The sequence below is a fragment of the Rickettsiella endosymbiont of Rhagonycha lignosa genome, assembly GCF_964031165.1.
Classification (GTDB): Bacteria; Pseudomonadota; Gammaproteobacteria; order Diplorickettsiales; family Diplorickettsiaceae; genus Aquirickettsiella.
Window position 1 is genome coordinate 1,191,724 of record NZ_OZ035011.1, and the last position, 21,495, is coordinate 1,213,218.

35 protein-coding genes are annotated in these 21,495 nt (G+C 39.8%); 1 reads left to right on the forward strand and 34 read right to left on the reverse strand.

Annotated features, from left to right (window positions below; translation table 11 throughout):
- Positions 1-97: 97 nt before the first annotated feature.
- Together AAHI99_RS05295 and prmB are read right to left on the reverse strand one after the other, a co-directional pair.
- Positions 98-1,120 carry an aspartate-semialdehyde dehydrogenase gene (locus AAHI99_RS05295; protein ID WP_342227257.1) on the reverse strand — a complete coding sequence of 341 codons (1,023 nt, stop codon included), beginning with the start codon at positions 1,118-1,120 and terminating at the stop codon, positions 98-100.
- Entirely contained in the window at positions 1,104-2,048 is a 945-nt protein-coding gene (prmB, locus tag AAHI99_RS05300; RefSeq protein WP_342227258.1) for a 50S ribosomal protein L3 N(5)-glutamine methyltransferase, read from the reverse strand. Before prmB ends, AAHI99_RS05295 begins: the two co-directional genes overlap by 17 nt.
- A 160-nt stretch (positions 2,049-2,208) precedes the next feature.
- On the opposite strand from prmB, the gene AAHI99_RS05305 reads away from it, so the two are divergent.
- Positions 2,209-2,562, forward strand: a complete 354-nt coding sequence (locus AAHI99_RS05305) for an Hpt domain-containing protein (RefSeq protein WP_342227259.1) — start codon at positions 2,209-2,211, stop codon at positions 2,560-2,562.
- 195 nt (positions 2,563-2,757) lie between these two features.
- Here the strand turns inward: AAHI99_RS05305 and rplQ are convergent, their stop codons facing one another.
- From rplQ to rpsL, 32 genes are all read right to left on the reverse strand, one after another.
- Positions 2,758-3,138 (reverse strand): 50S ribosomal protein L17, encoded by a 381-nt coding sequence (gene rplQ / locus AAHI99_RS05310; protein ID WP_342227260.1) that lies wholly within the window; start codon positions 3,136-3,138, stop codon positions 2,758-2,760.
- Between the two features lie 18 nt (positions 3,139-3,156).
- Positions 3,157-4,200 carry a DNA-directed RNA polymerase subunit alpha gene (locus AAHI99_RS05315; protein ID WP_342227261.1) on the reverse strand — a complete coding sequence of 348 codons (1,044 nt, stop codon included), beginning with the start codon at positions 4,198-4,200 and terminating at the stop codon, positions 3,157-3,159.
- Between the two features lie 11 nt (positions 4,201-4,211).
- A complete protein-coding gene (gene rpsD / locus AAHI99_RS05320) occupies positions 4,212-4,832 on the reverse strand; it encodes a 30S ribosomal protein S4 (protein ID WP_342227262.1) in 621 nt (206 codons plus the stop codon).
- A 44-nt stretch (positions 4,833-4,876) separates the two neighbouring features.
- Positions 4,877-5,326, reverse strand: a complete 450-nt coding sequence (gene rpsK / locus AAHI99_RS05325) for a 30S ribosomal protein S11 (protein WP_342227263.1) — start codon at positions 5,324-5,326, stop codon at positions 4,877-4,879.
- A 50-nt stretch (positions 5,327-5,376) separates the two neighbouring features.
- A complete protein-coding gene (gene rpsM / locus AAHI99_RS05330; protein WP_339049870.1) occupies positions 5,377-5,736 on the reverse strand; it encodes a 30S ribosomal protein S13 in 360 nt (119 codons plus the stop codon).
- A gap of 200 nt (positions 5,737-5,936) precedes the next feature.
- On the reverse strand, positions 5,937-6,053 hold the full coding sequence (rpmJ, locus tag AAHI99_RS05335) for a 50S ribosomal protein L36 (protein ID WP_339049872.1): 117 nt from the start codon (positions 6,051-6,053) through the stop codon (positions 5,937-5,939).
- Positions 6,054-6,092: 39 nt separating this feature from the next.
- Positions 6,093-7,451 carry a preprotein translocase subunit SecY gene (gene secY / locus AAHI99_RS05340; RefSeq protein ID WP_342227264.1) on the reverse strand — a complete coding sequence of 453 codons (1,359 nt, stop codon included), beginning with the start codon at positions 7,449-7,451 and terminating at the stop codon, positions 6,093-6,095.
- Positions 7,452-7,455: 4 nt separating this feature from the next.
- The gene (rplO, locus tag AAHI99_RS05345) at positions 7,456-7,890 is read right to left on the reverse strand and encodes a 50S ribosomal protein L15 (RefSeq protein ID WP_342227265.1); all 435 of its coding nucleotides are present in this window, start codon (positions 7,888-7,890) and stop codon (positions 7,456-7,458) included.
- Positions 7,891-7,892: 2 nt separating this feature from the next.
- Positions 7,893-8,078 (reverse strand): 50S ribosomal protein L30, encoded by a 186-nt coding sequence (gene rpmD, locus AAHI99_RS05350; RefSeq protein WP_342227266.1) that lies wholly within the window; start codon positions 8,076-8,078, stop codon positions 7,893-7,895.
- A 15-nt stretch (positions 8,079-8,093) separates the two neighbouring features.
- Positions 8,094-8,597: a 30S ribosomal protein S5 gene (gene rpsE / locus AAHI99_RS05355; RefSeq protein ID WP_339049878.1), complete on the reverse strand. Its 504-nt coding sequence runs from the start codon at positions 8,595-8,597 to the stop codon at positions 8,094-8,096.
- Positions 8,598-8,615: 18 nt separating this feature from the next.
- Positions 8,616-8,978: a 50S ribosomal protein L18 gene (rplR, locus tag AAHI99_RS05360; protein WP_342227267.1), complete on the reverse strand. Its 363-nt coding sequence runs from the start codon at positions 8,976-8,978 to the stop codon at positions 8,616-8,618.
- 15 nt (positions 8,979-8,993) lie between these two features.
- A complete protein-coding gene (gene rplF, locus AAHI99_RS05365) occupies positions 8,994-9,524 on the reverse strand; it encodes a 50S ribosomal protein L6 (protein ID WP_342227268.1) in 531 nt (176 codons plus the stop codon).
- Between the two features lie 18 nt (positions 9,525-9,542).
- Positions 9,543-9,938, reverse strand: a complete 396-nt coding sequence (gene rpsH / locus AAHI99_RS05370) for a 30S ribosomal protein S8 (protein ID WP_342227269.1) — start codon at positions 9,936-9,938, stop codon at positions 9,543-9,545.
- 10 nt (positions 9,939-9,948) lie between these two features.
- The gene (gene rpsN / locus AAHI99_RS05375; protein ID WP_425288707.1) at positions 9,949-10,233 is read right to left on the reverse strand and encodes a 30S ribosomal protein S14; all 285 of its coding nucleotides are present in this window, start codon (positions 10,231-10,233) and stop codon (positions 9,949-9,951) included.
- A gap of 26 nt (positions 10,234-10,259) precedes the next feature.
- Positions 10,260-10,802: a 50S ribosomal protein L5 gene (rplE, locus tag AAHI99_RS05380; protein WP_342227271.1), complete on the reverse strand. Its 543-nt coding sequence runs from the start codon at positions 10,800-10,802 to the stop codon at positions 10,260-10,262.
- Between the two features lie 17 nt (positions 10,803-10,819).
- On the reverse strand, positions 10,820-11,140 hold the full coding sequence (gene rplX / locus AAHI99_RS05385) for a 50S ribosomal protein L24 (protein WP_342227272.1): 321 nt from the start codon (positions 11,138-11,140) through the stop codon (positions 10,820-10,822).
- Positions 11,141-11,153: 13 nt separating this feature from the next.
- The gene (gene rplN / locus AAHI99_RS05390; RefSeq protein ID WP_342227273.1) at positions 11,154-11,522 is read right to left on the reverse strand and encodes a 50S ribosomal protein L14; all 369 of its coding nucleotides are present in this window, start codon (positions 11,520-11,522) and stop codon (positions 11,154-11,156) included.
- 12 nt (positions 11,523-11,534) lie between these two features.
- Positions 11,535-11,828 carry a 30S ribosomal protein S17 gene (gene rpsQ / locus AAHI99_RS05395; protein WP_339049889.1) on the reverse strand — a complete coding sequence of 98 codons (294 nt, stop codon included), beginning with the start codon at positions 11,826-11,828 and terminating at the stop codon, positions 11,535-11,537.
- Complete coding sequence (gene rpmC / locus AAHI99_RS05400; RefSeq protein WP_342227274.1) at positions 11,825-12,034, reverse strand: 50S ribosomal protein L29; 210 nt, start codon at positions 12,032-12,034, stop codon at positions 11,825-11,827. Before rpmC ends, rpsQ begins: the two co-directional genes overlap by 4 nt.
- Complete coding sequence (rplP, locus tag AAHI99_RS05405) at positions 12,034-12,447, reverse strand: 50S ribosomal protein L16 (RefSeq protein WP_342227275.1); 414 nt, start codon at positions 12,445-12,447, stop codon at positions 12,034-12,036. Before rplP ends, rpmC begins: the two co-directional genes overlap by 1 nt.
- Before the next feature lie 35 nt (positions 12,448-12,482).
- Positions 12,483-13,259, reverse strand: a complete 777-nt coding sequence (gene rpsC, locus AAHI99_RS05410; RefSeq protein WP_339049894.1) for a 30S ribosomal protein S3 — start codon at positions 13,257-13,259, stop codon at positions 12,483-12,485.
- Between the two features lie 2 nt (positions 13,260-13,261).
- Positions 13,262-13,609, reverse strand: coding sequence for a 50S ribosomal protein L22 (gene rplV, locus AAHI99_RS05415; RefSeq protein WP_342227276.1), 348 nt, complete (start codon positions 13,607-13,609; stop codon positions 13,262-13,264).
- 17 nt (positions 13,610-13,626) lie between these two features.
- The gene (gene rpsS, locus AAHI99_RS05420) at positions 13,627-13,920 is read right to left on the reverse strand and encodes a 30S ribosomal protein S19 (protein ID WP_342227277.1); all 294 of its coding nucleotides are present in this window, start codon (positions 13,918-13,920) and stop codon (positions 13,627-13,629) included.
- Positions 13,921-13,942: 22 nt separating this feature from the next.
- Positions 13,943-14,770, reverse strand: coding sequence for a 50S ribosomal protein L2 (gene rplB / locus AAHI99_RS05425; RefSeq protein ID WP_342227278.1), 828 nt, complete (start codon positions 14,768-14,770; stop codon positions 13,943-13,945).
- A gap of 15 nt (positions 14,771-14,785) precedes the next feature.
- Positions 14,786-15,100 (reverse strand): 50S ribosomal protein L23, encoded by a 315-nt coding sequence (gene rplW, locus AAHI99_RS05430; protein ID WP_342227279.1) that lies wholly within the window; start codon positions 15,098-15,100, stop codon positions 14,786-14,788.
- The gene (gene rplD, locus AAHI99_RS05435) at positions 15,097-15,714 is read right to left on the reverse strand and encodes a 50S ribosomal protein L4 (protein WP_425288708.1); all 618 of its coding nucleotides are present in this window, start codon (positions 15,712-15,714) and stop codon (positions 15,097-15,099) included. Before rplD ends, rplW begins: the two co-directional genes overlap by 4 nt.
- 47 nt (positions 15,715-15,761) lie before the next feature.
- A complete protein-coding gene (gene rplC / locus AAHI99_RS05440; protein WP_342227280.1) occupies positions 15,762-16,433 on the reverse strand; it encodes a 50S ribosomal protein L3 in 672 nt (223 codons plus the stop codon).
- Between the two features lie 38 nt (positions 16,434-16,471).
- The gene (gene rpsJ / locus AAHI99_RS05445) at positions 16,472-16,825 is read right to left on the reverse strand and encodes a 30S ribosomal protein S10 (RefSeq protein WP_342227281.1); all 354 of its coding nucleotides are present in this window, start codon (positions 16,823-16,825) and stop codon (positions 16,472-16,474) included.
- An 18-nt stretch (positions 16,826-16,843) separates the two neighbouring features.
- A complete protein-coding gene (gene tuf / locus AAHI99_RS05450) occupies positions 16,844-18,046 on the reverse strand; it encodes an elongation factor Tu (RefSeq protein WP_342227282.1) in 1,203 nt (400 codons plus the stop codon).
- Between the two features lie 24 nt (positions 18,047-18,070).
- Positions 18,071-20,191, reverse strand: a complete 2,121-nt coding sequence (fusA, locus tag AAHI99_RS05455; RefSeq protein WP_425288735.1) for an elongation factor G — start codon at positions 20,189-20,191, stop codon at positions 18,071-18,073.
- Positions 20,192-20,212: 21 nt separating this feature from the next.
- On the reverse strand, positions 20,213-20,758 hold the full coding sequence (gene rpsG / locus AAHI99_RS05460) for a 30S ribosomal protein S7 (RefSeq protein ID WP_342227284.1): 546 nt from the start codon (positions 20,756-20,758) through the stop codon (positions 20,213-20,215).
- 21 nt (positions 20,759-20,779) lie between these two features.
- The gene (rpsL, locus tag AAHI99_RS05465) at positions 20,780-21,157 is read right to left on the reverse strand and encodes a 30S ribosomal protein S12 (protein ID WP_071662579.1); all 378 of its coding nucleotides are present in this window, start codon (positions 21,155-21,157) and stop codon (positions 20,780-20,782) included.
- Positions 21,158-21,495: the final 338 nt, after the last annotated feature.

Consider the following 21,495-nt stretch of genomic DNA (forward strand, 5'->3'; position numbering starts at 1 on the left):
TTAAAAACCTTCACTAAATATTACAAATTTTAAGAATAACTACTAAATAGGTAACCATTCATCAAAATTTTGTACGCAGCATTTATTAAAATTTAGCTTATAAATAATCTTGAATCATTATTTCAGCAATTTGTATGGCATTTAAGGCAGCGCCCTTACGAATATTATCCGCAACTATCCACATATCCAAACCCAAGGGATAAGAAATATCCTCTCGAAGTCGTCCTACCATAACTTTATCACTATCAGGGTGTGTAATAGGCGTCGGATAACCATTATTGGCAAGCTTATCGATAACCAACACACCAGGAGCTTTTTTTAATAGCTGTTTGGCCTGGTTAGCACTGATTTTCTTTTTGGTTTCTATATGGACTGCTTCTGAGTGTCCATGAAACACAGGTACTCGCACGGCAGTAGGGTTCACTTGAATTTCTGGATCGGCAAAAATCTTTTGTGTTTCCCAGACCATTTTCATTTCTTCACGGGTATATCCATTTTTCTCAAACTCATCAATATGCGGAATAACATTAAAGGCAATTTGCTGAGTAAAAGCTTTCGGTTGCTTAATAGGTAACCCATTTAATAATTGACCTGCTTGCTGAATCAATTCATGAAAAGCAGCTTTTCCCGCTCCAGAAACCGATTGAAAAGTAACAACATTAATACGTGTTATGCCCACAGCATCATAAATAGGCTTCAATGCAACTAACATTTGTATCGTAGAGCAATTTGGATTAGCAATAATGCAACGTTCTTTATATCCGGCTAAGGCCTGCGGGTTAACTTCTGGGATAACTAAAGGAACATCGTCGTCATAACGAAATTGAGGTGTATTATCAATAACTAAACAACCTTTTTGCGTAGCCTTAGGAACATATTCAGCGGAAACTTGTGAACCTGCAGTAAATATTGCGATGTCCGCTTGCTTAAAATCAAATCCATCTAAATCAGATACAATAAACGCTTGTTTATTAAATTCCATCGTCTCACCAGAAGAACGTTCACTGGCGAGTAAATAAAGATGTTTTATAGGAAATTTTCGTTGCTGCAAAATAGTTAGTACCGATTGACCAACAAAACCAGTAGCACCAACTATGGCTAAATTAAATTTCTTGTGCATAACAAATTAACTGCTCTTGGGTTAATAAAAATATTTCCGCTTCACCCTTTTCAAACTCTAACCAAAAAAAAGGAATTTGCGGATAACGCTTGATTAAGGCTTTTTTGCTATTACCTACTTCTATAATCAAAATACCCTTTTCTTTCAAATATTTCTTGGCTTGTTTAAGAATTTGAATAATGAAATCTAAACCATCCTCTCCTGCTGCCAAGGCCGCAGCAGGTTCATGTTGGTATTCCATCGGCATACTCGCAAAGTCTTCAGCATTAACATAAGGTGGATTACTAATAATAATATCGTAAAGTCGGTGATTTAGGTTTTGAAAAAGATCAGAGTGTATTAAATTAATTTGACCTTGAAGTTTATGCTCAGCTATATTTATAGCTGCCACTGCTAATGCATCCTTAGAATTATCGACGGCATCAACATGTGCTTCGGGTAAGGCGTATGCACAAGCAATTGCGATACATCCACTACCTGTTCCGATATCAAGCACTGTATTAATTCTGTTGGTATCTTCAATCCAAGGACTAAAATCGTGCTGAATTAATTCAGCTATCGGTGAACGCGGGATTAACACACGTACATCAACATAAAAAGATAAATCAGCAAAATTTGCTTCATGCACCAAATAAGCTGTAGGAATGCGATCTTCCACACGTTGGCGAATATTTTCTATAAGTAAACGTCGCTCAGCTAAGCTTAAGGTAGCCGCTAAAAAGCATGGATTTAAATGGGGTCCCAGTTTTAGTGTAGATAACACTAAATAAAGTATTTCATCCCAGGCATTATCAGTACCATGACCATAATAAAGATTAGCTTTATTAAACTGAGTCAAGCCCCAGCGTAATATGTCTTGTAAATGTCTAAATTCTATTAATGCTGCTTTAAGCTCTTCATTAGATATACAATAAGATAATTTAGCCACGGTTTTTTAAAAATTGAGTAGAATATTCCTCATTTAAACATAGGCCTAATAGAGAAACAATCACAGATTACAATAGATCCACTTATAAAATGAATACTCGCTTAGATTAAACCGATTGAGTAAACTGCTAAAATTGGGGCAACTCAGAGGACCATTGAAAATGGTAAAAAAGCCATCCGATCTGCCAATCATCGATAAAAATATAGATAAAGCATTCACTAAAGATTCGAACAAAATTTTAAAAGAATTACTCGATCTGTTTATAAAAGAAACCCCTAAAATACGAGCCGAAATCAATCTGGCTTTTCAAAAAAAACAACAGCAGAAACTTAGCGATTTATTACATAAGTTATTGGGTTCATGTGTTTATTGTGGATGGATACGGCTCAAATACAGCATCATTACGCTGGAAAATGCCATAGCCCAGGATAATTATTCTAAAGAACTTTTAGACCAATTTAATACTGAATTAGAGGCAGCCTTGGATAAGGCAAAAGAAATAACTCACTCCTAAGCCAGCAGTTGCCCTAGTCGATTTTATTATATTAAGAAAAAATTGAAAAAGCTTCATAGCATTAAAAAATACAACGAATACAAAAGTGGTATTTTTGCATGATGAAGAATATAACTATCGATGAAGTAAGATATTTGTTAGGTATGTAATGGCATACCCTCAAAGACAAGTATGCCATTATTTGGTATATAAAAATTAGGCAGATGTAGTCTCTGTCTCTGTACGTTCAACTAGCTCAACCATGGCCATGGGCGCACAATCACCGGCACGATAGCCGCATTTCAGAATACGTAAATAACCGCCTGGTCTTTTTTTAAAGCGCGGGCCCACGGTATTAAAAAGTATAGTCACTGCTTCTTTATTACGTAAACGATCAAAAGCCAAACGTCGTTGCGCAACACCATCACTCTTTGCTAAAGTAATAAGTGGTTCAGCAACTCGACGTAGTTCCTTAGCTTTAGCTAAGGTGGTACATATGATTTCCTTGGTTAACAAAGAGGCAACCATATTTCGAAACATCGCGGTTCTGTGACTGGATGTTCGGCCTAATCGACGGCCGGAATTAAGATGACGCATAACACTTAGCCCTTTAAATTAATCTTTATTAATATCTTCAGTTTTTTCTAATTTTTCCGCTTCTTCTGCACCTTCTAAAGATTTTTTTAGAGAGGTCAGTTGCTGCATAGGAACGTCCATCCCTAACATCAATCCGCGTTTTTGTAACGCAGTTTTGATTTCACATAAAGATACTTTACCTAAATTCGGTGTTGATAAAAGTTCTGATTCAGCTTTAGTAACCAAATCAGCAATACGATAAATATGTTCAGCCTTCAAACAATTAGCCGCACGCACGGTTAACTCTAGCTCATCAACAGGAAGTAATAGCATAGGGTTAATATCAACCATATCTTCAACGACTTCATCTTCTGTTTCATGTTGTAACTCAACAAAAGTATGTAATTGTTCTTGTATGATCGTAGCAGCACGACGTATCGCTTCTTCCGGCTCGATGGTACCGTTAGTTTCTAGATCAATAACCAACTTATCTAAGTCAGTACGTTGCTCGACACGTGCATTTTCAACGGAATAGGTTGCACGTAAAATAGGATTAAAGCGTGCATCTAATTGTAATGCGCCTACTTCACTCACGAATTGATCATCTGCCTTACGTAACGAAGCGGGTTGATAACCACGTCCTCTAACTACTTTAAGGGTCATTTTAAATTCTTTTGGCTTGGTTAAATGCGCGATAACAAAATCAGGATTTTTAACTTCAACGTCATGCGGTAAAGTAATATCTCCTGCACGAACAGGACCTACAGTGTTTTTGGCTAACTCAAGTGTAACCTCTTCTTTACCATGCATCTGAAATGCTATGCCTTTTAAGTTTAGTAAAATATCGATAATATCTTCTTGTACACCATCTAGACTACTATATTCGTGAAGCACACCTTCGATTTTTGCTTCCACAACTGCGCAACCTGGCATCGACGATAGCAATATACGACGTAGGGCATTTCCTAAGGTATGACCAAAACCAGCTTCAAAAGGTTGCAAAGTGATTAACGCTCTATTTGGCGCAATACTTTGAACTTCGATGGTTTGTGGGGTTAAAAACTTCTTAACATTCGTCGACATGGGCTACCTTCTTACTTAGAGTAATACTCAACGACTAGATTCTCATTAAATTCTAGGGGCAATTCGCTACGCTCAGGAATTAACTTAACAATTCCCTGTAATTTAGTAGAATCCACATCTATCCAACCAGGCTGAGGCTTTTGTTTCGCGAGTTCCAGCGCAGCTTGGATACGCGTTTGGGCCTTACTTTTTTCCTTAATCTCAACAACATCGCCTGCCTTAACTTGATAGGAAGGAATATTAACAATATTTCCATTTACTTTGACAGAACGATGCGAGACTAACTGTCTTGCTTCAGCGCGCGTCGCAGAAAATCCCATACGAAATATAACATTATCTAAACGACATTCTAACAATTTAAGTAGGTTTTCACCGGTAATGCCTTTACGCTTTGCAGCCTTAGCATAATAAAGTCGGAATTGCCTTTCTAATACACCATAAGTGCGTCGAATTAATTGCTTTTGGCGAAACAATACACCAAATTCAGATAATCTACCGCGTTTAGCGCCATGCATACCTGGAGGCGTAGCTAACTTACATTTGCTATCAAGTGCACGTATACCACTTTTTAACTGTAAATCAGTCCCAAGTCTGCGTGCTAATTTACAAGTAGGACCTCGGTATCTAGCCATTAAATTATTTACTCCCAATTATTAATATATACTCTGAGTATGTTCTAAACTCGACGCCGCTTAGGGGGTCGACAACCATTAAAAGGAATACCCGTTACATTTAGTATTTGTGTCACTTCTATATCTTTATTCTTCAATGCCATAATAGCTTGTTCTGATCCTTGACCAGGTCCTTTTATTCTAACTTCAACTCGACCCAAGTTATGTTTGTACTTAGCTCTATATTTATCGTAGGCTTTTTCTATCGCCTTTTCGAAAGCAACTCGAGCAGCAAAGGCTGTCCCTTTTTTAGTACCTTTAAAATCACAAGCTCCAGCAGAAGATATACCTAAAGTATCACCACCCTTGCGAATACAAATAATCGTATTGTTAAACGATGTACTCAGATGAACGATTGCATCGGGGATAACCTCTTTGCGTTTACGGTGAGCTCCTGCTAAAGCCTTATCTGCCATCGTTAAGGGCTGAGAAGCATGTGAATTGTAATCTGTCATATTAGTGAATACCTACGCTTTTACATTTTATTGGAAACATGACCATTATATTAATCTTTACGAATCATTTTACGAGGGCCTTTACGCGTACGTGCGTTAGTGCGGGTACGTTGGCCACGGACTGGTAAACCACGGCGATGACGTATGCCTCTATAACAACCAAGATCCATCAAACGCTTGATACTGATGGAAACTTCTCGTCGTAAGTCACCTTCCACTTTATAAGTAAGAATCTTCTGCCGTATAGCATCTAGCTGGGCATCTAAAAGGTCCTTAACTTTGGTCTCAGGCAAAATATCCAAGTCTTGGCATATTTCACTAGCGCGTGAACGTCCAACGCCATAGATAGCAGTTAAACCGATAACGACATGTTTATTTATTGGTATATTGACACCGGCTATTCTAGCCATTTTTCACTCCAAACCCTTAAATTTAAGATATTTCAGAAGGCGCAGTAGGGTATCTCACTCCTGACTAAAAATCAATAACACTCTCGCAAAAATACTTCAATTACTAGTAACCTTAGTAAGCTGCGGGTCGCAATTTAACTGAACTTTAAAAAAGAAAATGCAGTGGTGTTTCCCGTTCAACCAGTAATCTAGTAATACTACTATCCTTGACGTTGTTTATGGCGAGCTTCAGCTGAACAAATGACTCTTAATTTGCCTTTTCTTTTAATAACCTTGCAGTTTCGGCAAATTTTTTTAATCGACGCTCTAACTTTCATAATAACCTCTAAAGATGATACTCATATTCTCTGAGCCAATTAATAGGCGGTACCTGGCCCACCAGACAAACCTTTCAAATTGGCCTTTTTAAGTAAAGATTCATATTGATGCGACATCAATAAAGACTGAACCTGGACCATAAAGTCCATAATGACCACTACAATAATTAATAGGGAAGTACCCCCAAAATAAAATGGCACATGCCAAGTAAATATCATAAACTCAGGTAATAAGGCAACCAAAACCAAATAAATACAGCCTATCAAAGTAAGGCGAGTCATCGTTGTGTCAATATATCGCGCACTTTGTTCGCCAGGCCTAATACCAGGGATAAATGCCCCAGATTTCTTCAAATTATCAGCAGTTTCTCTAGGGTTAAAAACCAATGCGGTATAAAAAAAAGAAAAAAATATGATTGCCGCAGCAAATAACAAAATATAAAGCGGTTGACCGGGTGATAACCAGAAACTAAGCTTTCCCAACCAACTCAAGCCTTTAACGTTAGCAAACCAATTTGCAAACGTTCCCGGTAACAACATGATACTAGAAGCAAATATAGGGGGAATGACTCCAGCCATATTAATCTTTAAAGGCAAATGACTAGTCTGTGCACTATAAATCTTACGACCTTGTTGGCGTTGCGGATAATTAACCGTAATTCGACGTTGTCCGCGCTCCATGAATACGACAAAAGCAGTTACCAACACAATAACTGCCAAAATACAGAGTAAAGTTAGAAACTGAACTTGACCCTGTCTAAATTGCTCTAAGGATTTAGCCATAGCCACTGGCAGTCCTGACACTATCCCTGAAAATATTATGAGCGATATACCATTGCCAATACCGTGTTCAGTAATCTGCTCGCCTAACCACATCAAAAACATCGTACCAGTAACTAAAGTAACGGTAGCTACAAAATAAAAGAAAAAACCAGGATTCAGAACAACTTGATTACCAACTAACCATTTTGCCATACCCACGGCTTGAATTAACGCAAGCAGTGCAGTCCCATAACGCGTGTATTGATTCAGTTTACGCCGCCCGGCTTCACCCTCTTTTTTAAGCTCTTCCAATGCCGGGGTTACAGCCGTTAAAAGTTGAACAATGATAGAAACTGAAATATACGGTAGTAAACCTAAAGCAAAAACAGTGAATCGAGAAAGAGCACCCCCAGAAAACATGTTAAAAAGACCTAATATACTATTGCTCTGGTGGCTAAATAAATCGGCTAATCGGTGTGGATCTAAACCAGGTACAGGAATATGGGCACCGATGCGATAAATAATTAATGCCAGCAAAACAAATAGCAAACGTCTTTTCAGTTCACTAAATCCGCTATTAGGCGTGCGCCCTTTCGCCGAAGCAGCAGTCGTCGCTAGACGGCTAAGTTTTTCCATCTATTTAAGCCTCAACACTGCCACCGGCTGCTTTAATTAAAGCCTCTGCTCCCTTACTTAACTTTATACCTTTTACGGTTACTGACCTTTCAAGTTTACCTGTTGCTATGATTTTAACCTCTTTTGTCAAAGCAGATACCAACCGGCAATCTTTAAGTACTTGTATGTCAACAACATCCCCTTTAATTGTATTTAAGGCATCAATACGTAACACCTGAAGTGACAATGATTTAAAAGATGTAAATCCGAACTTAGGTAAACGACGCTGTAAAGGGGTTTGTCCACCTTCAAAACCTAGTTTATGAAAGCCACCGGCTCGCGCACGTTGTCCTTTATGACCTCGTCCGCAGGTTTTTCCTAAACCAGAACCTATTCCTCTGCCTACACGCTTTGCAGCGGGCTTCGAGCCCGGAGCAGGCTTCAATGTATTAAGATACATAATTAGACTTCCTCTATTTTGAGTAAATAAGCAACTTGATCGATCATTCCACGCATAGGTGAATTATCTTTCACCTCAACAATCTGATTTAACCGCTTTAAACCCAACGAAAGAACTGTCGCAGTATGATGAGGTAAACGACCCGAGATACTACGTATAAGAGTCAAGCGCAATTTTTTTTCTGACATATCTACTTACCTAAATTATTCGTAAATTTCTTTAATCGATTTTCCACGTTTATCTGCAATCATTTCAGGTGTAGACATACTTGACAATGCTTTTAAAGTGGCGCGCACAACATTGATTCGATTTGAAGATCCAATGATTTTTGCTATGACATTTTTAATGCCTAACACTTCAAAAATTGCGCGCATGGGTCCGCCTGCAATAATACCTGTTCCTTCAACTGCAGGAAGTATTATCACCTTAGTTGCTCCGTGACGACCTATCAACGGATGATATAAGGTATGATTATTCAATTCGATATAAAGCATATCGCGTCGAGCTTTTTCCAAGGCTTTTTGCATAGCAACAGAAACTTCTCGCGCCGGTCGTTTGCTAAAACCAATACGTCCTTTGCCATCGCCAACGACAACTCCCGCAGCAAAGCTAAAAATACGTCCACCTTTGACGACCTTAGCATGACGATTAACTGCAATTAATTTTTCTTGCAAGCCATCACTTTTTGTTGATTGATCAAAACTCATCGATGAATAACCTTTTAATTAAAAGGGCAATCCGGCTTCCCGGGCTGCCTCTGCCAATGCCTTGATACAACCATGATACTTAAAACCTGAACGATCAAAAGCCACTTGATTTATTCCAACCGCTAATGCTCGCTTTGCTATAAAATCACCAACTATCGTCGCTGACTTAATATTATTTCCAGTAGTACCTAAGGTCTTGATTTCTTTATCAAGTGTAGACGCACTTGCTAATACTTTATCGCCCCGATCGGCTGATACAATAATTTGCGCATAAATATGCTTAGACGTACGTGCCACACATAAGCGTGCAACACCTAGTTGACGTATTTTAGCACGCGTCTTAGTTGCCCTACGTTTCCGTTTTAACTTCTTGTCTAACATGCCTACCTCTAATCGCTATTTTTTCTTAGTTTCTTTTAATTTAATGCGTTCATTTGCATAACGCACACCTTTACCTTTATAAGCTTCAGGTGGACGATACTGACGTATTTCCGCTGCAACCTGTCCAACTAATTGTTTATTAAAACCTTGTATGACTATTTCTGTCGGAGTTGGCGTGGTAATAGTAATTCCATCGGGTATTTCATAATCTCTAGGATGTGAAAATCCTAATGTTAAGTTAATTTTTTTACCTTGTACATTCGCTCTATAACCCACGCCTACTAATTGCAGAACTTTCTTAAATCCCGTTACTACGCCCTCAACTGCATTAGCTATATTGGCACGTGTAGTCCCAGCTAAAGCATCAGCTATTGTACTTTCATCGATAGGACTCACTTGTAAAGATTTATCTTTAATTTCAATATTAACTTGTTTAGGCAGCTTCAAATTCAATACCGATTTACTGCCTTTAACAACTAGTGTTTCACCATCCAGCGTGACTTGCACATCGCCGAAATTTATTGGATTTTTTGCAACTCTTGACATATCAACCTTTCTTAACGTTTATTCAACGATAGCAATAACTTCGCCGCCTTGACCCAAAGCTCGAGCCGCTCTATCAGTCATTAACCCCTTAGGAGTAGATATTATGGCTATTCCTAAGCCAGCGACTACTTTAGGTAGCTCAGTCGCTGAACGATAAATGCGTAATCCAGGACGACTCACACGTTTTAATGCTGCAATAACGGGTTTATCTAAATAATACTTTAAAAATATTGTCAGCGAGGACCTACATCCTTTTTCTTCACATTGAAAATCAGAGATATATCCTTCATCTTTTAACAACTTAGCAATAGCTAATTTAATTTTTGACGAAGGCATCGATACCGATGGCTTTTCAATCGCTTGGGCATTTTTTATTCGGCAGAGCATATCTGCGATAGGATCTTGCATACTCATATTTTTTACCTTACCAGCTTGATTTAACTAATCCTGGGAGCTCACCTTTCATAGCATAAAGCCGCAGCATATTTCGAGACAGTCCAAAGTGCCGATAAACTCCACGTGGTCGCCCTGTTAAACGACAACGGTTACGTAATCGCACTGGAGAAGAATCACGTGGCAATAATTGAATTTTTTGTTGCGCCAACCACTTATCTTCATCAGATGCAGTTATGCTGTAAATAATTTCTTTCAACTCAGCACGTTTCACCGCATACTTTTTAACGATAAGTTCGCGCTTTTTCTGGCGCATAATTACACTTTTCTTTGCCATAAATATTAATTCTCTTTAAACGGAAACTTAAATGCAACTAATAAAGCTCGTCCTTCCTTATCAGTTTTTGCGGTCGTAGTAATCGTAATATCCATACCACGTAAAGCATCGATTGTATCGTATTTAATTTCAGGAAAAACAATTTGCTCACGAATTCCTAAACTATAATTCCCACGACCATCAAAAGATCGAGCGCTAAATCCACGAAAATCTCGAATTCGCGGTATCGCTACACTAATTAAGCGATCTAAAAACTCGTACATACGGTTTTTTCGTAATGTTACTTTACAGCCGATAGGCCATTCTTCTCGGATTTTAAAGCCCGCATTAGATTTCTTTGCCTTAGTAACAATTGGTTTTTGCGCAGCAATTAATGTCATATCTGACACGGCTGCATCAATTACCTTTTTATTTGCTGCGGCTTCACCGACACCCATGTTGAGTGTGATTTTAGTAATACGTGGAACTTCCATGACGCTATCATATGCAAATTCTTGCCTAAGCTGCGCCATAACTGTATTTAAATAATATTCTTTTAACCTTGCCATCAAATCTCACCTAATTATTAGATATCAACCAGCTCACCGTTGGATTTAAAGATACGCACCATCTTTCCATCCTCCAGTTTTTTAATCCCTACCTTATCACCTTTTTTCAAAACTGGATTATACAAAGCCAGATTCGTTAAATTAATTAAAGCTTCTTGCGATACAATTCCCCCAGCAACATTTTTTTGCGGGTTAGGTTTCACATGTTTTTTTACTAAGTTAATGCCTTCTACGCGCGCACGGTTCTTAGTAGTGCAAACACTCAATATTTTACCTTGTTTACCCTTATCTTTACCGGCTATGGCGATGACCGTATCACCCTTTCTAATTTTACGCATATTGTGCTCTACCTTATAATACTTCAGAGGCCAAAGAGATAATCTTCATAAAGCGTTCGGTACGTAATTCTCTAGGAACAGGACCAAAAACCCGCGTGCCTAATGGTTGGTGTTGTGCTGTTAATAAAATAACAGCATTGCTATCAAAACGTATCACACTCCCATCACCTCTACGTACTCTTTTTTTAGTACGTACAACGACAGCATGCCAAACTTCACCTTTTTTCACCTTACCGCGTGGTACAGCATCTTTAACGCTGACTCTAATAACATCTCCAACTCCCGCGTAACGTCGCTTTGACCCACCGAGTACCTTAATACACATCACACTGCGAGCGCCGCTATTATCTGCCACAGCCAGTTGAGTTTGCATTTGTATCATAAAAAACTTCCCCTATCCCGTCGTTTCTTCAGGAACGGGTTGCTGATTTATCGACTTTACTACCACTTGCACAAGCGACCAGGCCTTACGTTTAGAAATCGGGCGTCCCTCCTGGATAATAACGATATCACCTTCTTGACATTGATTTTCTGCGTCATGAGCAAGAATTTTACTGCTACGTTTTAAATACTTTCCGTACTTAGGATGCTTTACTTTACGTTCTATCGAAACGTTAATGGTTTTATCCATCTTATTACTGATAACTCGACCTGTTAAGGTTCGATTGACTTTAATAGCTTGGCTCATACTTTTTTCTGGCCTATGTTTTCGTGTAAAATAGTTAATGTTGTTGCTAACAACCGCCGAACTGCTTTTAATCTATGTGTTGCAGTCAATTGATGTGTCGCATGCTGTGCTTCCAATTTAAACTTTTCCTGTCCTAACTTAAAACTTTCTTCCTTAAGTGATTCAATGGATAAATTTCTCAATTCAATCTTTTCTTTCTTATTCATTAAAGCACCGTCCGCGTAACAAAATTAGTTGTCATAGGCAATTTCGCTGCAGCCAGTTTTAAAGCCACTCTAGCCATCTCAGCAGATATACCTTCCATTTCAAATAAAACGCGACCCGGTTGAATAACGGCTACCCAATATTCAACGCTACCCTTACCTTTACCCTGACGCACTTCCAGAGGTTTTTTTGTAATCGGCTTGTCAGGAAATATCCTAATCCAAACCTTCCCACCTCTTTTAATGTGTCGAGTTAAGGCGCGGCGCGCTGCTTCAATTTGTCTCGAAGTAATAAAGCCTGCAGCTGTTGCTTTCAAGCCAAATTGTCCAAAACTAACTTCTGTACCTCGTGTAGCAATTCCGCGATTACGCCCTTTAAACTGCTTACGATATTTTGTTCGTTTGGGTTGCAACATAATCTTTTCCCAACTATCTATTCTTCAATATTATTTTAACGCGTCGCTTCATCTACAATTTCTTTATTCACAGCATGTTTAGTGCTAGCAGGTTGACGTCTGCGACTATAATGCTTTTGATTTCGATCATCAAGAAATTGTGTTTTAGCTTCAGTAGTTTCAATATTCGAAATTTTTGAACGATCAAAAACTTCACCCTTATAAATCCAAACCTTTACACCTAATTTACCATAGGTTGTTTGCGCTTCTGCTAAACTGTAATCGATGTCCGCACGAAAAGTGTGTAACGGCACACTTCCTTCTTGATAGCGTTCGCTACGCGCAATTTCTGCACCACCTAAACGTCCCGAAACATTAATCTTAATTCCAAGCGCACCTAATCGTAAGGCTGTTTGCACCGCACGTTTCATAGCACGACGAAACATAACACGTCTTTCTAATTGTTGTGCAATATTTTCTGCAACTAATTTTGCATCTAATTCTGGTTTCTTCACTTCCACTACGGAAAGTCGAACGGGCACCAGCATAATTTTTTCTAGTTGCTCTCTTAAACGATCGATGTATTCACCTTTTTTTCCGATCACTATGCCTGGCTTTGCAACGGAGATCGTTATTTTTGATTTTCGGGCTGCGCGTTCTATTTGTATTGAAGAAACCCCAGCTTGTAAAAGCGCCTTTTCAATAAGTTTACGAGCACATAAATCACTGTAAAGATTATCCGCATAATCACGGGACTTTTTTGCATACCATCTAGCTGTCGATGTTCGGGTAATACCTAAACGTATTCCAACAGGATTAACCTTATGGCCCATAATTAGTTTTTCTCCCCATTTTCATCTGACACTTTTACTGTAATGTGACACGTTGGTTTTAATATGCGGTTGCTTCGGCCTTTAGCACGGGCATGCATACGCTTTAAAGTTGGACCTTGATCTACAAAAATAGTCGAAACCTTCAGCAAATCGATATCGGCTCCAGCATTATGTTCTGCATTTGCTACAGCAGATTCTAAAACTTTTTTTATCGCCTTAGCATTTTTTTTGACACTCATGGTCAAGATTTGCATTGCCTTTTCCACGGTTTGACCGCGTACTTGATTCGCTACTAACCGACATTTTTGCGGTGATAATCGTGCGTATTTTAAATGTGCTGCAACTTCCACTTTCTATTCCCCATTAACTATTTTTTTTCATCTGCGCCTTTGGCTTTCTTATCAGCTGCTCTATGGCTACGAAAAGTTCGTGTAATAGAAAACTCTCCTAATTTGTGACCTATCATATTTTCGGTAATATAAATAGGAACAAAGTCACGACCATTATGAACCGCTATAGTCAAACCTATCATTTCAGGCAAAATCATAGAGCTACGCGACCATGTTTTAATAGGTCGCTTAACACTTGCGGCTTGGGTTGCCTGTACTTTTTTCGTTAAATGTCCCTGTATATATGGACCTTTTTTTACTGAGCGTGGCACTAGATCACCTCGTCAAATTAAATTATTTCTTCTTACGTCGTTGCACAATCATTTTTGCATCGCGTTTATTGCGGCGCGTTTTATAACCCTTGGTTGGAAGACCCGTAGGACTCACCGGATGTCGACCACCTGAAGTTTTACCTTCACCACCACCATGCGGGTGATCAACCGGGTTCATCGCCACACCTCTAACGGTAGGACGAATTCCACGCCAACGGGATGCTCCTGCCTTCCCTAACGAACGCAGATTATGATCATTATTACTGACAACACCTATGCTCGCTTTACATTCGACAGGTACTTTTCGTAGCTCTCCCGATCGCAGCCGTATAGTAGCATAATCTCCCTCACGTGCAATGAGCTGTACATACGCCCCAGCACTACGTGCCAATTGAGCTCCTTTACCAGGTTTCAGTTCAATAGCATGTAATACTGTCCCAACAGGGATATTGCGTAAAGGCAATGAGTTTCCGGGGCGGATCAAAGCCTCCGGCCCAGCATCGACTTGCATACCGACTTTGAGGTCATTCGGAGCCAAAATATAACGACGCTCACCATCTGGATACAAAATCAAAGCAATGTGCGCAGTACGATTTGGATCGTATTCTATCCTTTCAGCACGTCCGCTGATTCCTTCTTTATCGCGCTTAAAGTCGATTAGACGATACTGCTGCTTATGACCTCCGCCTTGATGACGTGTAGTAATTCTACCTTGATTATTACGCCCACCCCTTTTAGGTTTTGGAGCTAATAAACTACTATGCGGCTTACCTTTATGTAGACCCACTTTTGAAATCTCAACGACAAAGCGTCGACCTGGCGAGGTAGGATTTGCTTTTTTACTAGGCATAAAACTTAATTCTCTCTATTTTGTTCCGGTAAAATCGATGTCATAGCCTTCCTTCAAGCTCACATAAGCTTTTTTCCAGCCCTTTAACTGACCTTCAACTTGTTTAAAGCGACGAGTTTTGGCCTTTACATTCAAAAGTTGAACAGCATTTACTTTTACATTAAACAATGATTCTACCGCTTGTTTAATTTCTGACTTATTTGCATTCTTTAATACTTTAAACACAAACTGTCGATGCTTATCTGCCAGCATCGTAGATTTTTCTGATAAATGTGGCCGTTGAATAAGTTTAAATCGGCGCAACTGCTGAGTTAGGGCAATGTTCATCATGCTAAGAGTTCCTCAATTTGTTTTAAAGCAGGCGCTGTGATTAATATCTTTTCATAATGAATTAAATTAACTGGATTAATAGCTTCCACGTCAGTTAATTCTACTTTATGTACATTTCTTGCTGCTAAATAAGTATTTTCATTAACTTCTTCAAGAACAATAAGTACTTTTTGGTCGATCTTGAGATTATGTAGTTTTGCAACTAAATCACGAGTCTTAGCATTTTCGAGTTCAAACGATTCTAAAACAATAAATCTTCCTTGGCGTAAAAGCTCCGAACAAATGGATCGCATCGCTGCACGATACATTTTTTTATTTACTTTTTGTGAAAAATCTTGCGTGCTTGCTGCAAAAGTAACACCACCACTACGCCAAAGCGGACTACGAATAGTACCTGCCCTTGCACGACCCATACCCTTTTGCTTCCAAGGTTTTTTTCCACCACCACTTACAGCAGCACGATTTTTCTGCGCTCGCGTACCTTGCCGTCCACCTGCTAAGTAAGCAGTGACAACTTGATGGACTAAAGGCTCATTAAATCGACATCCGAAAACAGTTTCTGATAACTGCAGTTCTTGATTCGAGCCATTTTTTGTTACTAAAGCCACTTGCATAAAGCCATTCCAAAAATTTATAGTGCAAATCAATCTCTACTAAGAGATCAACCTTGGTTTCGTTTATTCTTTTTTCGTACCGCGGGTTTTATAATTACGTGCCCGCCCGGCGCTCCAGGCACCGCTCCCTTAATATGCAACAAATGCCGTTCAGGATCGACCTTAACTACTTCTAAAGATTGAATAGTGCAACGGTGATTTCCTAACTGTCCACACATTTTCTTCCCTTTAAACACACGACCTGGCGATTGACGCTGACCTATAGAACCGGGTGCACGGTGTGAAAGCGAATTACCATGCGTTGCATCTTGTGTAGCAAAATGGTGTCGCTTAATGACACCCGCAAATCCTTTACCCTTATTAGTTCCAGTTACATCAACCCATGTGCCTAATTTAAATAATTGATCAACTGTAATCTCTTTTCCTAATGATAAATCCTTTAAAAATTCACTATCATCGCCATTTAATTGAAATTCCCAGAGACCTTTTCCAGGCTCAACGTTGGCCTTAGCAAAATGACCTGCTTCAGCTTTATTTAGACGTGAAGAAGATTTTTTGTCTGTGGTTACTTGAACAGATTCATACCCATCGCGCTCTTTCGTTTTAATTTGAACGATACGATTAGGCAGTACTTCAATGAGCGTAACAGGAATTGCTGAACCATTCTCAGCATATATCTGTGTCATACCACATTTTCGACCGATTAAACCCATTGTCATAAAAAAACACCTACACTGAATTTGTACTTTTAAGGAAATTACTTATCTTTCTTTTCGCTTTTTTCTTTTTTATCACTCATAATTTTTACCTGAATCTCAACATTGGAAGGTAAAGCTTCAAGGTACTTGAGTGCATCTACTGTTTTATCAGTCGAAGCATAAACGTCTATTAAACGTTTATGCGTACGTATTTCATATTGATCCCGTGCATCTTTATCGACATGGGGTGAAGTGTTAAGCGTGCACTTCTTTTTATGTGTCGGCAAAGGTAGCGGAGAGATAATAGCTCCTGTTCTTTTCAATGAATTCACAATCTCTTTTGTTGTTGCATCGATTAATCGATGGTCAAACGCAAGTAGGACAATACGCAAATCTGGGCTTTTTAAAGACATAAAATTTCCTACTGACCACTAGGCCTTTTTACCTTTTTTAATAAGTTTAGAAACAACGCCAGACCCTACAGTTTTTCCACCTTCACGAATAGCAAAACGTAAACCTTGTTCCATAGCAACACCATACTCATTCATCAGTGTTACTGAAATCTTGACGTTATCGCCTGGCATAACCATTTCTGATCCTTCAGGAAGTTTAATCGTTCCGGTTACATCAGTCGTTCTGAAATAAAATTGTGGCTTATAGTTATTCATGAATGCTGTATGACGACCACCTTCTTCCTTAGTCAACACATAAATTTCAGCTTCAAACTCTACCCAAGCTTCTACTGTACCTGGCTTAGCTAAAACTTGTCCGCGCTCTACGTCTTCACGTTTTAATCCTCTGATTAACGCACCAATGTTATCGCCCGCTTCACCTTGATCCAATAACTTACGAAACATTTCCACACCGGTAACTGCGGTATCTTGTACAGCTCGTAAACCCACCACTTGCACAGCATCACCTACTTTTACAATCCCACGCTCTACACGACCGGTTACTACTGTTCCACGACCTGAAATGGTAAATACATCTTCGATTGGCATTAAGAATGGTTTATCGGTATCACGAACAGGCTCTGGGAAATATTCATCCATCGCTTTAACCAATGCATAAACACCACCACCTTCACAATCACCTTCTAATGCTTTCTTTGCCGATCCACGAATAATTGGAATATCATCGCCTGGAAATTCATATTTAGAAAGCAATTCTCTAATTTCCATTTCTACTAATTCTAATAACTCTGCGTCATCTACCATGTCACATTTATTCATAAATACTACAATATTAGGCACGCCTACTTGTCGCGCTAATAAGATGTGCTCACGTGTTTGTGGCATAGGACCGTCTGCTGCACTCACCACGAGTATTGCACCATCCATTTGTGCTGCACCAGTGATCATGTTTTTGACATAATCGGCGTGACCAGGACAGTCAACGTGAGCATAGTGACGTTTGTCACTTTCATACTCTACGTGCGAGGTCGAAATAGTGATCCCACGTGCTTTTTCTTCAGGAGCTTTATCAATTTTGTCAAACGCAATCGCTTCACCACCAAACTTTTCTGCCATACATTTGGTAATCGCTGCCGTCAATGTTGTTTTACCATGATCAACGTGGCCTATAGTTCCCACGTTTAAGTGGGGCTTATTTCGTACAAACTTTCCAGTGGCCATAATTTTTACCTCAATAACTATTAATTATTTACTATCATCTTTTTTACGAATAATACCATCCGCAACATTAGCGGGAGCTTCGTTATATTTACCAAACTCCATCGTATAGGTAGCACGTCCTTGAGTCGCTGAACGTAAGTCAGTGGCATAACCGAACATTTCTGACAGTGGAACCTCAGCACGTATCATTTTTCCGCCACCTGCAGGTAAATCTTCCATACCCTGCAAAATACCACGACGACGATTCAAATCACCCATGACATCACCCATATACTCTTCAGGTGTCACCACTTCAACTTTCATAATCGGCTCTAGCAAGACGGGTGAGGCTTTACGTGCCCCTTCTTTAAAAGCCATTGAACCTGCAATTTTGAAAGCCATTTCGCTGGAATCGACATCATGATAAGTACCATCAAAAAGTGTTACTTTAACATCGACGACCGGATAGCCCGCTATCACACCATTTTCTAATTGCTCTTTTATTCCTTTATCAACAGCTGGAATATACTCTCTAGGAATAACCCCACCAACAATAGCATTTTCAAACTCGTAACCTTTACCCGCTTCTAATGGCTCCAGCTTAATCCATACATGACCATACTGACCACGACCACCACTTTGGCGAACAAATTTTCCTTCTTGCTCAACTGCTTTGCGTATTGTTTCTCGATAAGCGACTTGTGGTTTACCTACATTGGCTTCGACACTGAATTCTCGTTTCATTCGATCGACAATAATCTCTAAATGCAACTCACCCATACCAGAGATAATGGTTTGACCTGATTCTTCGTCTACTCGCACACGAAAAGAAGGATCTTCTTGGGCAAGCTTACTCAAAGCAATAGACATTTTCTCTTGATCAGCTTTGGTTTTAGGCTCTACCGCAACGGAGATAACCGGCTCAGGAAACTCCATACGTTCTAAGGTAATAATATTATTTGGATCTGAAAGTGTATCACCCGTCGTGGTGTATTTCAGCCCAACCGCTGCAGCAATATCGCCTGCTCTAACTTCTTTAATTTCTTCACGCGTATTAGCATGCATTTGCACGATACGCCCTATACGCTCTTTTTTGCTTTTAACTGGGTTATAAACACCATCGCCACTTTTTACTACGCCTGAATAGACTCGAAAATACACTAACGAACCGACAAAAGGATCTGTAGCAATTTTAAACGCAAGCGCTGCAAAAGGGGCGCCATCAAGAGGCGGCCTTTCAGCAACGGTCTGGTTAGCATCATCGAGAACACCTTTAATCGCCGCAACATCATTAGGGGCCGGGAGATACTCTATAACAGCATCTAACATAGCCTGCACGCCTTTATTCTTAAAGGCAGAACCACATAGCACAGGAACAATCTTGTTATCTAAGGTCAATAAACGAATAGCTTTCTTGATTTCATCGATAGTAAACTTTTCACCATTGAGATACTGCTCTGTCATTTCTTCAGAGGCTTCAGCGACCGTCTCAATCAGCTTTTCATGCCATGCTTCGCACTCAGCTTTTAGAGCCTCGGGAATATCTCGATACTCAAAACGCATACCCTGCGTACTTTCATCCCAGTAAATAGCCTTCATTTGCACTAAATCAACAACGCCTTCAAATTTTTCTTCTGCGCCTATCGGAATATGGATAGGAATAGGACGCCCGCCTAAACGCTTGGCTATTTGCTCAACGACACGCAAGAAATTAGCGCCCGCTCTATCCATCTTATTTACAAAAGCTAAACGCGGTACTTGATATTTATTTGCTTGACGCCATACCGTTTCAGATTGCGGCTCAACACCACTCACGGCACAAAAAACGACACAAGCTCCATCCAGTACGCGTAGCGAACGTTCAACCTCAATAGTAAAATCAACGTGGCCAGGCGTATCAATGATATTGATACGATGCTGGGGGAATTGATGCGCCATACCATCCCAAAAACAGGTGGTCGCGGCCGAGGTGATTGTAATCCCGCGCTCTTGTTCCTGAGCCATCCAATCCATAATGGCGGTGCCCTCGTGGACCTCACCAAGTTTATGAGATACACCAGTATAAAATAAAATACGCTCTGTTGTTGTTGTCTTCCCCGCATCGATATGGGCAATAATACCGATATTTCGATAGCGTTCTATGGGTGTTTGTCGATCCACTCTCAGTACCTTTTAAATTTTTTAAAATCAGCCGAACCGGAAATGAGCAAAAGCTTGGTTAGCTTTAGCCATACGGTGCGTATCTTCTCGTTTCTTCACTGCGATGCCTTTGTTGTCATAAGCATCTAAAATTTCTGCCGACAAGCGTTGCGCCATAGTTTTTTCGCTACGTTGACTCGCTGCCACCTTAAGCCAACGCATCGCTAAGGCAGTACGCCGCGATGGACGCACTTCAACCGGAATCTGATAGGTTGAACCACCCACACGTCGGGCTCTTACCTCTACATTCGGTCGGATATTATCTAATGCTTGGTCAAAAATATCGAGTAATGCATCTGCATCAAAACCTTGTTTACCAGCACCTTCTCCGCCCGTCTCTTCATCTCTATCTGCTTTTTTAGACTTATCTCTTAATCGGGCATCCAATCGCTCTAAAGCGCCATAAACGATTTTTTCCGCAACAGCTTTTTTCCCATTTTTCATCACTGAATTAATGAATTTACTCAATAACTCGCTTTTAAATTTAGGATCAGGGAGGATAACCCTCTTAGCAGCAACACGTCTTCTTGGCATAACTCAATTCCTAGCTATTAATTATTTATCTTTAGGCCTTTTAGCACCATATTTAGAACGCCCTTGTTTTCGGCCTGACACCCCTGAGGTATCTAAAGCGCCACGCACCACGTGATATCGAACACCGGGTAAGTCTTTTACTCGTCCGCCACGCATCAGAATAACTGAGTGCTCCTGGAGATTATGGCCTTCACCACCGATATAAGTCGTTACTTCCATCCCATTGGTTAAGCGCACCCGCGCCACTTTACGTAAAGCTGAGTTCGGCTTTTTAGGTGTAACTGTATAGACACGGGTGCAAACACCGCGCTTTTGGGGACATTCACCCAGCGCAGGCACCATTGATTTAGTGCGTCTTTGTACACGCGGTTTTCGTACTAACTGGTTAATTGTGGCCATGTAATCTCTTTACTTAAAAATGTGGCTTAAATTTATTCTGAATACTTCATTTTTTAGTGTAAATCAAACTTTTGTTTGCGTTTGCACTAAATTTTCAGGCGTTACAGTAAGCTCAAAAAATACTTTCTTCATCGAACGAAGAGGGGCGAGATTGTAAAGAGACCGCTCTAAGATGTCAAGTGTCGACATCGCTTTCTCGGCTTATTTTCTAAGCTAATTCTGTATCTTTTCTTTACAAATTTAGAAAAAATTAAATTTTAATTAAAGTGTGTATCGTTTGCTACTGTAATCTTCATATCTTATACACCGTTAACTTATACAAGGTATGCTAGCTGTGA